We start from the raw sequence: 14,476 nt of genomic DNA, 5'->3' as shown, positions 1-14,476 counted from the left end.
GGCCGGAGGCCGTGCCCATGCGAGCAGTTTCTTAAACAGGGTATGGCGGCGGCACGCGCGCGCCGCTAACCCGCTCGGCCATGAGCGAGCACGACCCCCTTTCCACCGACGAACCCTCCCCCACCATCGAAGGCCGCGTCGCGCAGCTGCTGGCGATGCTCGACCTCGCCCCGGCGGGCGATCTGCGCTTCACCGGCGCGCCGCAGCCGGGCGGGGTCGGGCGCGTGTTCGGCGGGCAGGTGATTGCGCAAGGGATCGTCGCCGCGAACCGCACCGTCGATGCGTCACGCCTGCTCCATTCGCTGCACTGCTATTTCATGCGCGCGGGCGAAGAGGGGCTGCCGATCGACTATAGCGTCGAGCCCGACTTCGACGGCGGCAGTTTTTCGACGCGGCGGGTGGTCGCCGCGCAGAACGGGCGCCCGATCCTCACCATGAGCGCGAGCTACCACAAGCTCGAACCCGGGTTCGCGCATGACGAACCGATGCCCAACGTTCCCCCGCCCGAAGACCTGATGAGCGAGGTCGAGCGGATCGAGGCGGAGGCCGACCCGCGCGCCGCAGCGATGATGACCCGCTTCCAACGCACCCGTCCGATCGAGGTGCGCCCCGTCGAGCGCCGCAGCCTCCTGCGCCCGACCCCGCAGCCCGCGCTGATGCACGCTTGGATGCGATTGGGCGCGCCGGCGGGGGACGACCCCGCGCTCCACCGCGCGATCCTCGCCTACGCGTCGGACATGATGCTGCTGGGCACGTCGGTGCTGCCGCACGGGGTCAATTGGACCAAGCCGGGGATGCTCACCGCCAGCCTCGACCATGCGCTGTGGATTCATGACGACGTACGCATGGACGACTGGCTGCTCTACGCCACCGACAGCCCCTGGGCCGGCCGCGGACGCGGGTTCAATCGCGGCCGATTCTTCACCCGCGACGGCCGCCTGGTGGCGAGCACCGCGCAGGAAGGCCTCATCCGCTACCGCCCGCCCGAGGGCGAGAAGGCGCCGTGGGTGTGAGGGATTGCTCCCCCCCCCCTCGTGGGGAGGGGAGAGTTTCCTCAACCCCGGCTCGGGTCGATCAGCAGTTTGGCGCCAGTGCTCTTCGCGGCGGCAGCCTGCGTGACTTCGGGATCGAGCATGTCCGACAGGCTCACCGTCCGCGTGTAGTGGCTGGCGAAGGTGGTGGCGCGTTCGGCGACGACCCGCTCGCGCATCGCCGTGACCTCTTCGGCGCCGGCCTTCATCAGATAGGGGGTGAGTAGGAAGCCGGAGATGCCCCACTGCAGCCCGAAGTTGCGGGTGAACTCGGTCGGCCCGGTGTCGAGCGCACCGTAGATATAGACCTGCTTCCAGACGTTGGTGCCATAGACCGAATAGGCCGCGCCCTTGCGGACCTGCGCCGCCTCCATTGCGGCCAGCAACTGCCCGGCGAGGCGCCCGCCGCCGATCGCGTCGAAGGCGAGCGTCGCATCCGTCTCGACCAGCGCGTCGACCAGCGCCTCGTTCCAGCCGTCGGCGCTGGTGTCGATGACGTGGGTCGCGCCGAGGCCGCGGAGCAGCTCGACCTGCGCGGGGGATCGGACGATGTTAACCAGCGGCACGGCCTCGCTCTGCGTGTAGCGGACCAACATCTGGCCGAGGTTGGAGGCGGCGGCGGTGTGGATCAGCGACGCTTTGCCGTCGCGGCGCATCTGCCCGACCATCGCCATCGCGGTGAGCGGATTGACGGTGAGCGAGGCCCCCTCGACCGCGCTCGCGCCTTCGGGCAGGACGAGGCAGTCGCTCGCCCGCGCGGTGCGGTAGCTGCGGTACATCGCCCCGCCGAAGGTCGCGACGACACGGCCGACCAGCGCCTGCGCCGCCGGTGAGCTGCCCGCCGCGACGACGGTGCCGGCGCCTTCGTTGCCGACCGGCATCGCCTGACCGAGCCGCCCCGCGACCGCGCGGCGCCACTTTTCTGGGATGTCGAGCGTCAGCGCGTCGCCGTCGCGGCGGGCGGTGGCGGGGTCAGCGATCGAATAGAGCAGCCCCATGTCGGAGGGGTTCACCGGGGTCGCCTCGACGCGGATCAGCACCTCATCCTCGCCCAACGGGGCGATCGTCTGCGGGCGCAGCTCGAGGCGGATGCGGCCGTCGTCGGTGGCGGTGGAGACAAGCTCGCGGCCATCGGTGGGGAGGTCGGTCATGGGGGCTCCTCGTGGTGTCGTTGCCGGCGATGGTAGCAGCGTGGGTGGCGGCGGCAACGGTGGTGCGACATGGCTTTCCCCCTCCCCTGAAAGGGAGGGGCTTCACGGAAGCCCCCCCTTCAACGCGCTCGCCTTCCCCGCTAAGCGCTGCGGCCATGACTCACGCCTTTCAGCTTAACGACGACCAGCTCGCCATTCAGGAGATGGCGCAGCGCTTTACCGCCGACCGCATCACCACGTTTGCGGCGAAGTGGGATGAGGAGAGCCATTACCCTGTCGACGTGTGGAAAGCGGCGGGGGAGCTGGGCTTCGGCGCGATCTACCTCCCCGAGGCGAGCGGCGGCATCGGGCTCGGGCGGCTCGAGGCGGCGCTCATCATGGAGGCGATGGCCTATGGTTGCCCGGCGACCAGCGCGTTTATCTCGATCCACAACATGGCGGCGTGGATGATCGAGCGGTTCGGCGGGGACGAGCTCAAGGGCCGCTACCTCCCCGGCCTCGTCACCATGGACAAGATCGCGAGCTATGCGCTGACCGAGCCGGGGTCGGGCAGCGACGCGGCGGCGCTCAAGACGACCGCGCGGCTCGACGGCGATCATTATGTCATCAACGGTACCAAGCAGTTCATCTCCGGCGCGGGCTATAACGACGTCTATGTGGTGATGGTCCGCACGGGCGAGGAAAAAGCGCGGGGGATCACCTGCCTCGTGGTCGACAAGGACACGCCGGGGCTGTCGTTCGGCGCGCCTGAAAAGAAGCTCGGCTGGAACGCGTCGCCCACCGCGCAGCTGATCTTTGAAGACGCGCGTGTGCCCGTCGCCAACCGCGTCGGAGCGGAGGGCGACGGGTTCCGCTTCGCCATGGCCGGGCTCGACGGCGGGCGGATCAACATCGGGGCGTGCTCACTCGGCGGGGCGCAGCGCTGCCTCGATGAGGCGATCGCCTATGCCAAGGACCGGCAGCAGTTCGGCCAGCCGATCGCCGATTTCCAGAACACGCAGTTCATGCTCGCCGACATGGCCACCGACCTCGAAGCCGCCCGCGTGCTCCTCTACATGGCGGCGTGCAAGGTCGAGGATAATGCGCCCGACAAGTCGCGTTTTTCGGCGATGGCCAAGCGGCTCGCGACCGACAACGGCAGCGAAATCGTGAACAAGGCGCTGCAGCTGTTCGGCGGCTACGGCTACCTCAAGGACTATCCGATCGAGCGTTTCTGGCGCGACCTCAGGGTGCATTCGATCCTCGAGGGCACCAACCAGGTGATGCGGATGATCGTCGGACGCGACCTGCTGCGGCAGTGATCGACGACGCTAGCTTGTCTGCGTCTCTGGCAGGCGAGCCCCTCCCCTTTGCCGTGGGGATTCGCTAGGGGCGGGCGGCCTTTTGCGTTTGAGGAGCTTCTCCATGACCCCGTCCCTGCGTCTGATCGGCGTCGCCGCCACCGCGCTCGCGCTCACTGCGTGCGAGCGGCCGCAGACGACGACCACCGAAACCACGACGACACGGACGACCACCGCTGCGACGCCGACCGGCACCACCGCGGAAGCGAGCGCACCCGCGGCCAGCACCCCCGCGGCGCAGGTAACCACGACAAACGCGACCGACACCGCTGCCTCGACCGGCAGCAGCTCGACGGCCGCGGCTGCGCAGCGGCAGCAGTTCGCCGGCAGCGTCACCGGCGATGCGATGGTGCGGCACCGCTTCAGCGCTGAGGCCGGGCAGACCATCACCGTTACCCGTGAGGGCGGCGGGGTCATGCCCTATTTCAATGTCACACCCCCCGGCGGGGCGGCGGGGGATCAGCTGTTTGTCGGCGCGATGACTGACGGGCAGCGCTGGAGCCGCAAGGCGCCGACCAGCGGCGACTACACGATCGAGGTCTATCAGCGCGGCCGGGCCAAGGACGGCGCAGAGACCCACCGCTACACTATCACGGTCGAGGTCGCGTGACGATACCGGCAACCGCCGCCAGCGACAGTGTGCTGGCCCGGCGCGAGGGGGCGGCGGGCTGGCTGTCGCTCAACCGGCCGGCCGCGCTCCACGCGCTGACGCTCGACATGGTCCGGGCGATGACCCGCGCGCTGATCGGCTGGGCCGAGGACTCGGCGGTCGACGTGGTGATGATCGACCATGCCCCCGCACCCGACGGCGTTGCCAAGCGTTCGCGCGGCTTCTGTGCCGGGGGCGACATCGCCTTTCTGCGTGATTCGGCGCTGAACGACGGCGGCGCATCGGGGCGCAACTTCTTCGCCGAAGAATATCAGCTCAATCACCTCCTTTTCACCTACGCCAAGCCGGTGGTTGCGTTCATGGACGGGATCACGATGGGCGGCGGGGTCGGCATCAGCCAGCCGGCACGCTTCCGCGTCGCGACCGAGAACACCAGGCTCGCCATGCCCGAAACGGGGATCGGGCTTTTCCCGGACGTCGGCGGCGGCTGGTATCTGTCGCGCCTGCCGGGGCGCATCGGCGCGTTCCTCGCGCTGACGGGCGCGCGGCTCGACGGGGCGGAGTGTTTGTGGGCGGGGCTCGCCACCCACTATCTCGAGAGCGCGTCGCTGCCCGAAGCCAAACGCCGCATCGCCGCAGGCGAAGCACCTGAGACGGTGCTGGGCGAGCTTGCAGCCACCCCGCCACCGGCGCGCATCGCCGACAATGCGGGCCACATCGACCGCCTGTTCGCCAGCGACCGGCTGGAGGACATCGTCGCCGCGCTCGAAGCCGACGGCAGCGACTGGGCGGCGAAGGAGCTGGCGACGCTGCGCGCCAAAAGCCCGCAGACCTGCAAGGTCGCGCTGCGCCAGCTGGCGACGAGCCGCACCCTCCCCGACTTCGCCGCCAACATGGCCATGGAGTATCGCATCGCCAGCCGCGTGCTGACCCGACCCGACTTCGCCGAGGGGGTGCGCGCGGTGATCGTCGACAAGGACCAAGCCCCGCGCTGGGACCCGGCGACCCCCGAGGGCGTCACCGACGACCTCCTCGACGCGATCTTCGCCCCCCTCCCCGCCGATCAGGAATGGACACCGCTATGAGCAACTTCGCGACGCTGCTGGTCGAGCGGCACGATGCCGTGACGCTGGTGCGGTTGAACCGCCCCGAGGCGCTCAACGCGCTCAACACGCAGACGCTCGACGACCTGATCGCGGTGCTGGCCGATTACGACCGCGATCCCGACCAACGCTGCCTGGTGCTGACCGGAAGCGACAAGGCGTTCGCCGCGGGCGCCGACATCAAGGAGATGTCGAGCCAGGGCTTTGCCGACATGTACGCGCATGATTTCTTCCGCGGTTACGAGCGCGTCACCGCGACGCGCAAGCCGTGGATCGCCGCGGTGTCGGGCTATGCCTTGGGCGGCGGGTGCGAGCTCGCCATGATGGCCGACATCCTCATCGCCGCGGACAGCGCGAAGTTCGGCCAGCCCGAGATCAAGCTCGGCGTCACTCCCGGCATGGGCGGGTCGCAGCGCCTGACCCGCGCGGTGGGTAAGGCCAAGGCGATGGACATGTGCCTCACTGGGCGGATGATGGACGCAGAGGAGGCCGAACGCTCGGGCCTCGTCGCGCGCGTCGTCCCCGCCGCAAGCCTGGTCGACGAGGCGCTGAAGATCGCGGCGACCATCGCCGGCATGGCTCCGCTCGCCGCCATTGCCGCCAAGGAGATGGTCGACGCGGCGTTCGAAACGACGCTGGCGCAGGGCGTCGCCTTTGAACGCCGGCTGTTCCACGCGCTGTTCGGCACCGCGGATCAGAAGGAAGGCATGGCGGCGTTCGTCGAGAAGCGCGCCGGGGTCTGGTCGGGGCGCTAGGCCGGGACCACACCCGGCCGCGCGGTCAGGCGGCGGCGCGGCGGTCCTTCAGTTCGCCGGCGATCATCTCCGCCAGCAGGAAAGCGAGCTCGAGGCTCTGCGCCGCGTTGAGCCGCGGGTCGCACAGCGTCTGATAGCGTTCGCCGAGCCCGGCCTCCGTGACGGCGACCGCGCCGCCGGTGCATTCGGTGACGTTCTTGCCCGTCATTTCGGCGTGGATGCCGCCGGCGAACACGCCCTCCGCCCGGCACGCGGCAAAAAAGCCGCGCACTTCGGCGAGGATGCGGTCGAACGGGCGGGTTTTCATGCCGTTCGCAGCCTTGACCATGTTGCCGTGCATCGGATCGCAGCTCCACAGCACGGGATGGCCGCTGCGCACGACGGCGCGAATGATCGGCGGCAGCAGCGCCTCGACCTTGTCCGCGCCAAAGCGTGCGATCAGCGTCATCCGCCCCGGCGTCCGCCCCGGGTTGAGCGTGTCGAGCAGGCGCACGAGCACATCGGGCTCGGTCGTCGGCCCGATCTTCATTCCGACCGGGTTGCCGACCCCGCGCAGAAACTCGACATGGGCCGATCCTTCGAAGCGCGTGCGATCGCCGATCCACAGGAAATGCGCGCTCGTGTCGTACCAGCGCCCGGTCAGGCTGTCCTGCCGCGTCATGGCCTGCTCATAGGGCAGCAGCAGCGCTTCGTGGCTGGTGTAGATCGTCGCCGTGCGCAGCTGCGGAACGCTTTCGGCGTCGATCCCGCACGCGGCCATGAACCCCAGCGCGTCGCCGATGCGGTCGGCGATGTCGCGATAACGTTCGGTCCAGGGCGAGCGGCCCATGAAGTCGTGCGTCCACGCGTGCACCTGCTGGAGGTTGGCGTAGCCCCCTTGGGAAAAGGCGCGCAGCAGGTTGAGCGTCGCCGCCGCCTGCGCATAGCCGCGCAGCATCCGCGCCGGGTCGGGCGTGCGCGCCTCCGCGGTAAAGTCGATGCCGTTGACCATGTCGCCGCGATAGGCGGGCAGCGCGACGTCACCGCGCACCTCGACATCGCTCGAGCGCGGCTTGGCGAATTGCCCCGCCATCCGCCCCAGCTTCACCACCGGCAGGCGCGAGGCATAGGTCAGGACGACCGCCATCTGCAGCATCACGCGGAACGTGTCGCGAATGGTGTCAGGGTGGAAATCGGCGAAGCTTTCCGCGCAGTCGCCGCCTTGCAACAGGAATGCGCGCCCGTCCTGCGCCGCCGCCAGCTCCTGTTCCAGCGCGCGCGCCTCGCCGGCGAAGACCAGCGGCGGCAGGGACGAAAGCTCGCCCACGGCGGCGTCGAGCGCGCTTGCGTCCGGCCAATTTGGATGCTGCCGTGCCTCGTGGCCTTGCCAGCTGTCGGGGGTCCAAATCGACGTCAATGATGCGCTTTCCTGCTCTTTCCTCGCGCGGCTTTAGCCAAAAGGCGCTTCAGATGCTAATGCCTCGCTTCATCGCGGGTTAGGAATCGCTCCATTATCGGCGGCTCGCCGCCATCTGCGACGCCTCAGGGCGACCGTTTCACATTACAAGGTCCGACATCAGTCATGCGATTTTTCACCGGCGCGGCGCGCGTCAGCTGCCTCACTCTCGCCCTCGCGCTTTCAGCTCCTGCATTTGCCGGTGAACAACCCGCCCCCCCGACCGCGCCGCCAGCCCAGACGCCGGTCGAAGAACCCCAGCCCGACGAGGACCAGGAGGCCGAACAGGGCGACATTGTCGTCACCGCGCCTTCGGTGCCGATCGTCGCCAGCAACCCGCCGGACGAGGTCATCAGCCCGCAGGAAATCGCGACCTACGGCGCGCGCAACATCGCGGAGCTGCTGACCAACCTCGGCCCGCGCGTGCGCGGCAATTCCGCGCGCGGGGGCGGCGGCTTTCCGATCGTGCTGATCAACGGTCGGCGGGTGTCGGGCTTCAACGAATTCCGCAACCTGCCGCCCGACGCGATCGCGCGGTTCGAGGTTTACCCGGAGGAAGTCGCGCTCAGCTACGGCTACTCGCTCGGCCAGCGGGTGGTAAACCTGATCCTGCGCGACGGTTTCACCGCGACGACGCTGAACCTCGAGCATGGCTTTACCACCGATCCCGGCCGCAGCCTCCACGAGCGAGAGATCACGCACGCGCGGGTCGCCGGGCGCAGCCGCATCAGCCTGTCGGGTCAGCACAACCGCAACACCGCGCTGACCGAGGCCGAGCGTGACATCATTGGCACCGCCTTCCCGGACATCCGCACGCTGATCGGCGAAAGCGACACGCTGGTCGCCGATGGCACGATTTCGTCCAGCTTTGGCGGCCCCGCGGGCGGCAGCCTCAACCTCCGCGCGCAGCGGTCGATCCTCAACACCGGCATCGGCCGCGACAGCACCGATCTCGACCGCGTACTCAACGGACGGTCGGTGACCGACACGCTGCACGCCGGAATCGCGGCCGACACGGTCGTGTCACGCTGGCGCCTGTCGCTGACGGCGAACGCGGACCAGACGCTGGGCCGGTCGCGCACCGATCTCAACGCCGGTGGCATCCTCACCAGCCGTTCGCGAACGCGGTCGGGGGATGCGAGCTTCGTCGCGAGCGGGGGGCTGTTCCGCCTCCCCGCCGGGCTGGTGCGCGCGACCGCCAGCCTCGGCTGGGCTGGCGTCGAGCTGACCGCGGAAAGCGATCGCAACGGCATCGTCACGCCCACCGACCTCGGGCGCCGCACGTTCAGCGAAAGCCTGTCGCTCGACCTACCCATCGCCGACCGCGATGCGGAGGTGCTGCCGTTCCTTGGCAATCTCTCGGCCAATGTCACGCAGACCTTCCGCCAGGTGTCGGACTTCGGCGACCTCAGCGGGACGGTCATCGGTTTTGCGTGGAGCCCGGTGCGGATCCTCAACATCTCGGGCAATTTCACGCTCGACGAGGCAGCGCCGGGGATCGCGGCTTTGGGCGCGCCGCTCATCACCACGCCCTTCCAGCCGGTCTATGACTTCACGCGCGGGGAAACCGTGTTCGTCGACGTCACCACCGGCGGCAACCCAGCCTTGCTGGCGGAGCGCCGTCGCGATTTCCGCATCGGCGCGACCCTGACGCCGATCCCCGATACCGACCTGCGCTTTTCGGCGAGCTACAGTCGCGTGCGCAGCCGGGATGTCACCGCGAGCCTTCCCCTCCTGACGCCCGAGATCGAGGCCGCCTTCCCCGGCCGGGTCGTGCGGGACGCGAGCGGACGCATCGTCAGCGTCGACCAGCGCAGCGTGACGTTCGACACCATCCGCCAGAGCCAGCTGCGCTTTGGGTTCAACTATTCCGAATCGTTCGGCCGACCGCCCCAAACGGCGGCGGGGCCGGGTGGAGGGCAAGCGGGCGGGGCGCCCGGCGGCGGGCGGCCCGGCGCAGGCCCCGGCGGCGGGCGCGGTGGACGCGGCGGCATGGGCTTCGGCTTTGGCGGGCCGGGCGGCGGCATGGCCGGCGGGCGCTGGTCGATCGGTCTCTACGACACCGTCCGGTTCGAGGACACGGTGCTGATCCGCCCCGGCCTGCCTGTGCTCGACCTGCTCAACGGCGACAGCACGGACTTCAACGGCGGTTCGCCGCGCCACCTGATCGAGCTGGAGGGCGGCGTGTTCTACCGCGGCATGGGCGCGCGCCTGTCGGCCGCCTACCGCACGGGCACTGAGGTAAACGGCGGTTCGGCGGGAACGCTCGACTTTTCGCCGCTGACGACGGTCAACCTCCGCCTTTTCGCGGACCTCGACAGCGTGCCGGGCCTGACGACGTCGCTGCCGGTGCTGAAGGGGACCCGCGTGCGCGTCGCGGTCGACAATCTGTTCGACGATCGCATCAACGTGCGCGACGCCAACGGCATCGTGCCCACCCGCTACCAGCCGGGTTATCTCGATCCGGCAGGCCGAGTGGTCTCGTTCGAGCTCAGCAAGCGGTTCTGACCGGAATCACCCGATGTCGAACAGCCCGGCGAGTTGATCGATGATCGCGCCGCCGAGCTGTTCGGCATCCATGATGGTCACCGCGCGCGCATACCAGCGCGTCACGTCGTGGCCGATACCGATGGCGACCAGCTCGACCGGCGAGCGATTTTCGATCCAGCCGATCACCTGACGCAGATGCTGGTCGAGATAGCCGGCGGCGTTGACGCTGAGGGTTGAGTCATCGACCGGCGATCCGTCGGAGATGACCATCAGGATGCGCCGCTCTTCGGGCCGCGCGATCAATCGGCTGTGCGCCCAGATCAGCGCCTCGCCGTCGATATTCTCCTTGAGCAGGCCTTCGCGCATCATCAGACCGAGCGAGGTGCGCGCATGCCGCCAGGGTTCGTCGGCGCGTTTGTAGACGATGTGGCGGATGTCGTTGAGCCGCCCCGGATGCGCCGGTCTCCCCGCCGCAAGCCATTCTTCTCGCGCGAGCCCGCCCTTCCACGTGCGCGTGGTGAAGCCGAGAATCTCCGTCTTCACGCCGACGCGCTCGAGAGTCCGTGCGAGAATGTCCGCGCTGATTGCCGCGATCGAGATCGGCCGCCCCCGCATCGAACCGGAATTGTCGATCAGCAGCGTCACGACCGTATCGCGGAAATCCGTGTCGCGCTCGCGCTTGTAGCTGAGCGACAGGCCCGGGTTGACCACCACCCGCGCGAGCCGGGCCGCGTCGAGAATGCCCTCCTCCTGATCGAACTCCCACGCGCGGTTCTGCTGCGCCATCAGCTTGCGCTGCAGCCGGTTGGCGAGCCGGGTCACCGCCGATTGCAGCGGCACCAGCTGCTGATCGAGGAAGCCGCGCAGCCGCGTTAGTTCATCGGCATCGCACAGTTCGGTGGCAGCAATCTCCTCATCATGCGCCTGCGTGAAGACGCGATAGTTGAAGTCCGGAATGTCTGCGCTCGGCCGGTTGGGGCGCACCGGCATGGGTGCCTCGTCGCCTTCCTCGCCCAGGCCCTCCTCGTCGTCGCCGTCTTCGAACTCCCCCTCGAACTCGCCGTCCTCGCTGTCGCTTTCGTCGCCCGTGCGCGGTTCGGCGCGAGCCTCGACCTGCGCCTGCGAGGCCAGGCCATCGGCATCGCGATCGTCGTCCTGGCTCTGATCCGAGGCGTTGTCGTCCGGGTCTTCGCTGCCCTCGTCGGGATCGGTCGGTTCGAGCGGGCTGGCGGGGTCGATCAGGCCGAGATGTTCGAGCAGCGTCATCGCATGGCGCGCAAAGCCCGCCTGATCGTCGAGCGTCGCTCGCAACGTCGCGAGGTCGTCGTCCGCCCGCGCCTCGATGTCGGCGGCGACAAGATCGAGCGCGTTCGAGGCGGCAGCGGGGCGGGCCAGCCCCGCAAAATGCTGGCGCGCGATCAGCTCCACCGCCGAGGCGAGCGGCACGTCGCTCGCCGCCCGCGCCCGCGCGATCGGGTCGGCGGCAAACCGCCGCTCCGCCTCCGCGTCGAGGTTGGCGCGGATGCCGTCATAAGCACGCGCTCCAAGCGCGGCGACGCGCGCCTGTTCGAGACTGTCGAATACCGCCGCCGCCGCCGGATCGCTCGGCCGCGAGCGGACATGCAAGGCGGCGTCATGGTGGCGCTGGCGCAGCGCCAACGTGTCCGCCTGCCCCCGCGCCTGCGCTACGTCGCGCGCGCTGAACAGCCGGGGGACATTCATGACCTTGAGCGAGCGGCCGACGGCGTGCGGTCCGTCGCTCGTGAACGCGACGTCCACCTCCGCATCGCGGGTGAGCGCCCGCGCCGCCCCGGTGAGCGCGTGCTTCAGCTCGTCGGCGGGGGTGTCTGCGGCCATCGCGCCCGCTTACGCGGCGCGCGGTGCCCCGCCAAGGGGGCTAGCCCCCGAGATCAGGCCGCGCGGGGCGCGAACATCGTATCAGCGACGCTGGTCGGCACCTGAGCCAGCAGCCAGTCGCGAAACGCCGCTGCGTCGTCGGGAGAGACCGGGTCGGCCGGGTCCATTCCGGACAGCAGCGCACTCCACGCAGCCACATCTTCGGCATCGCCAAGCCCTGCCCGGTCGAGTGCGGCAATCACGCTCGACAGATCGGCAACGGTCGTCGGCGCCGACGCAACACCCGGATCGACGGCGACCGCCGCTTCGTCGTGCTCGTCATAATATTCATCGTCGGCGTCCGCGACGAACGCGTCGTCTTCCTCCGACTCGTCGGAGGGGTCGAACGCATTGGCGAACAGCGGTTCGCGCCGGCGCAGCGAAGAATCAACGAGCGGCGAGACCGGCGCGAGCGCGTCGCGGCCAAGCGCGACATCGCCCATCGGGTCTAGAGGCCGGTCGAGATCCTCCGCGGCCTCTTCGTCCGCATCGTCGCTGTGATCGTCGAAATGCGCGAGCGCCAGCGACGACATCGTCGCATAAGCGCCCTCGTCGACGTCGAGTCCGTCATCGTCGGCTTCGAGATCGACCGGCTCGGCCTCGTCCCAGCCGTCCTCCTCGGTTTCTTCGTCCTCGTCCGCGGCATAGCGCAAGCCCGGCACCAGGCTCGCCAATTCCGCGCGCGCGGGTTCGGGGGTCGGGTCGGTGTCGCCATCGGCGACCTCGCCAAGAACGGGCAGGGGCGCGACGGCCTCCTCCGCGACGGTCTCGTGCAGCCGCGCGGTCAGGCGGTTGAGACGATCGTGTACGCGCTCGTCCGCCGGCTCGTCCGTCGCGTCGAGGTCGGATCGACGTTGCGCGAAACGCTGGCCGAAGCGAGCCCGCGGTGCGCTCTCGACCGGGGTCGGGTCGCTGGTCTGGGCATCGTCGATGTGCGCGGCCACCGGGGTGGTCGCCGCTTCGGCCTGCAGCATGCGGCGGATCGCCCAGGCACCGACGGCGGCGCCGATCACGACCGCCAGCAGCAGGAGCATGCCGAACGTCGTCGCGTAAAGGCCCGTGGTGACGAGGAGCCACACGCTCCCCAGCAACACCAGCGCGTTGAGCGCACCCACCGCATAAATCTTGGTCATCGACACACCTTTGGGCTGACCGGACATCGCAGACCGGCAGGACTAGCCCAAAAATGGTCAACAAACTCTTTGCGTTAAGGGCGGACCTTCATGCCGCCTTGTGGACGATGCTTTCGGGAAGGTCGGTGCCGAACACCCGCTGATAATATTCGGCGACCACCGCGCGTTCATTCTCGTCGCATTTGTTGAGGAACGACAGGCGAAATGCGAAGCCGACATCGCCGAGGATCAGCGCGTTTTGCGCCCAGCTGATCACCGTGCGCGGACTCATCACCGTCGATATGTCGCCGTTCATGAAGCCTTGGCGGGTCAGGTCGGCGACCTTCACCATCTTCTCGACCAGCGCCTTGCCGTCGGGCGCGTCCATCTCGCCCGACTTCGCCAGCACGATCTGCGCTTCGGTCGCGGCGGGGAGGTAGTTGAGCGTCACGACGATGTTCCAGCGGTCCATCTGACCCTGGTTGATCTGCTGCGTGCCGTGATAAAGCCCGGTGGTGTCGCCGAGGCCGACGGTGTTGGCGGTCGCGAACAAGCGGAACCACGGGTTCGCACGGATGACGCGGTTCTGGTCGAGCAGCGTCAGCTTGCCCTCCGCCTCCAGCACGCGCTGGATGACGAACATCACGTCGGGACGGCCCGCGTCATATTCGTCGAACACCAGCGCGGTCGGCGTTTGCAGCGCCCAGGGGAGCAGTCCTTCGCGAAATTCGGTCACCTGCACCCCGTCGCGCAGCACGATCGCATCGCGCCCGACGAGATCGATGCGGCTGACGTGGCTGTCGAGGTTGATGCGGACGCACGGCCAGTTGAGCCGCGCCGCGACCTGCTCGATGTGCGTCGACTTGCCCGTCCCGTGATAGCCCTGCACCATCACGCGGCGGTTGTGCTTGAACCCCGCCAGCACCGCTAGCGTCGTGTCCGGATCGAAGACATAGGCCGCGTCGAGATCGGGGACGCGCTCGTCCTTTTCGGAAAAGGCGGGCACAGCCATATCGATGTCAAGCCCGAACATCTCGCGCACGTCGACCTCGCGGTCGGGCGCGGCGAGCACGGTGGCGCCGCGGGCATCGGTCTGGGTCAGATTATCGGCCATCCCCGCCGCTTGCTTACCGGTGTCGCAAAGGTCAAGCTCCGCGCGCACCCATTGCCATCGAGGAGGCGGGCGATGAGCTATATCGACGGGTTCGTAGCGGCTGTCACCGACGACCAACGCGAAGCCTACACCGACTACGCGCGCCGGAGCGCCGTGTTCTTCCGCGAATTCGGCGCCACCCGCGTTGCCGAAAACTGGGGCGACGACGTGCCCGATGGAAAACGCACCGATTTCCGCCGTGCCGTGGCTGCCGACTCCGGCGAGACTGTTGTGTTCAGCTGGATCGAATGGCCCGACAAGGCGACCCGCGACGCCGCGTGGCAGCGCATGCAGACCGATCCCCGCATGGCGGAACTGGGCGAGATGCCGTTTGACGGAGGCCGCATGATCTACGGCGGGTTCACGCCGCTGCTCGACGCATGAACGGTGCCCGACCTAA

12 protein-coding genes are annotated in these 14,476 nt (G+C 68.8%); 7 read left to right on the top strand and 5 right to left on the bottom strand.

Going from position 1 to position 14,476, the window contains the following annotated elements; translation table 11 throughout:
• Nucleotides 1-80 precede the first annotated feature (80 nt).
• A complete protein-coding gene (locus tag ACRYJK_RS02595; RefSeq protein ID WP_482666029.1) occupies nucleotides 81-1,013 on the top strand; it encodes an acyl-CoA thioesterase in 933 nt (310 codons plus the stop codon).
• Nucleotides 1,014-1,054: 41 nt separating this feature from the next.
• Here ACRYJK_RS02595 and ACRYJK_RS02590 read toward each other — a convergent pair whose 3' ends face one another.
• Nucleotides 1,055-2,182, bottom strand: coding sequence for an alcohol dehydrogenase catalytic domain-containing protein (locus ACRYJK_RS02590; RefSeq protein WP_482666028.1), 1,128 nt, complete (start codon nucleotides 2,180-2,182; stop codon nucleotides 1,055-1,057).
• A gap of 155 nt (nucleotides 2,183-2,337) precedes the next feature.
• Between ACRYJK_RS02590 and ACRYJK_RS02585 the strand changes: the two genes are divergently transcribed.
• The 4 genes from ACRYJK_RS02585 to ACRYJK_RS02570 all read left to right on the top strand — a co-directional run bounded on the left by ACRYJK_RS02585 (nucleotide 2,338) and on the right by ACRYJK_RS02570 (nucleotide 5,990).
• The gene (locus tag ACRYJK_RS02585; protein WP_482666027.1) at nucleotides 2,338-3,483 is read left to right on the top strand and encodes an acyl-CoA dehydrogenase family protein; all 1,146 of its coding nucleotides are present in this window, start codon (nucleotides 2,338-2,340) and stop codon (nucleotides 3,481-3,483) included.
• 103 nt (nucleotides 3,484-3,586) lie between these two features.
• Nucleotides 3,587-4,132, top strand: a complete 546-nt coding sequence (locus tag ACRYJK_RS02580; protein ID WP_482666026.1) for a hypothetical protein — start codon at nucleotides 3,587-3,589, stop codon at nucleotides 4,130-4,132.
• Nucleotides 4,129-5,217 (top strand): enoyl-CoA hydratase/isomerase family protein, encoded by a 1,089-nt coding sequence (locus ACRYJK_RS02575; protein WP_482666025.1) that lies wholly within the window; start codon nucleotides 4,129-4,131, stop codon nucleotides 5,215-5,217. The genes ACRYJK_RS02580 and ACRYJK_RS02575 overlap by 4 nt, the downstream gene beginning before the upstream one ends.
• The gene (locus ACRYJK_RS02570; RefSeq protein WP_482666024.1) at nucleotides 5,214-5,990 is read left to right on the top strand and encodes an enoyl-CoA hydratase; all 777 of its coding nucleotides are present in this window, start codon (nucleotides 5,214-5,216) and stop codon (nucleotides 5,988-5,990) included. Before ACRYJK_RS02575 ends, ACRYJK_RS02570 begins: the two co-directional genes overlap by 4 nt.
• 25 nt (nucleotides 5,991-6,015) lie before the next feature.
• Here ACRYJK_RS02570 and ACRYJK_RS02565 read toward each other — a convergent pair whose 3' ends face one another.
• Nucleotides 6,016-7,386, bottom strand: a complete 1,371-nt coding sequence (locus ACRYJK_RS02565; RefSeq protein ID WP_482666023.1) for a class II 3-deoxy-7-phosphoheptulonate synthase — start codon at nucleotides 7,384-7,386, stop codon at nucleotides 6,016-6,018.
• A gap of 165 nt (nucleotides 7,387-7,551) precedes the next feature.
• Here ACRYJK_RS02565 and ACRYJK_RS02560 point away from each other — a divergent pair, with 165 nt between their 5' ends.
• On the top strand, nucleotides 7,552-9,933 hold the full coding sequence (locus ACRYJK_RS02560) for a TonB-dependent receptor (RefSeq protein ID WP_482666022.1): 2,382 nt from the start codon (nucleotides 7,552-7,554) through the stop codon (nucleotides 9,931-9,933).
• Between the two features lie 6 nt (nucleotides 9,934-9,939).
• On the opposite strand, the gene cobT is transcribed toward ACRYJK_RS02560, so the two are convergent.
• The 3 genes from cobT to cobS all read right to left on the bottom strand — a co-directional run bounded on the left by cobT (nucleotide 9,940) and on the right by cobS (nucleotide 14,037).
• Nucleotides 9,940-11,772, bottom strand: coding sequence for a cobaltochelatase subunit CobT (cobT, locus tag ACRYJK_RS02555; protein ID WP_482666021.1), 1,833 nt, complete (start codon nucleotides 11,770-11,772; stop codon nucleotides 9,940-9,942).
• Between the two features lie 53 nt (nucleotides 11,773-11,825).
• A complete protein-coding gene (locus ACRYJK_RS02550) occupies nucleotides 11,826-12,944 on the bottom strand; it encodes a hypothetical protein (RefSeq protein WP_482666020.1) in 1,119 nt (372 codons plus the stop codon).
• Nucleotides 12,945-13,032: 88 nt separating this feature from the next.
• Entirely contained in the window at nucleotides 13,033-14,037 is a 1,005-nt protein-coding gene (gene cobS, locus ACRYJK_RS02545; RefSeq protein ID WP_482666019.1) for a cobaltochelatase subunit CobS, read from the bottom strand.
• 72 nt (nucleotides 14,038-14,109) lie between these two features.
• Here cobS and ACRYJK_RS02540 point away from each other — a divergent pair, with 72 nt between their 5' ends.
• A complete protein-coding gene (locus ACRYJK_RS02540) occupies nucleotides 14,110-14,460 on the top strand; it encodes a DUF1428 domain-containing protein (protein ID WP_482666018.1) in 351 nt (116 codons plus the stop codon).
• The last annotated feature ends 16 nt before the right edge of the window (nucleotides 14,461-14,476 follow it).

Source organism: Sphingomonas sp. BLHR8, from assembly GCF_056821725.1.
This window is presented reverse-complemented; position numbering and strand designations above follow the sequence as displayed.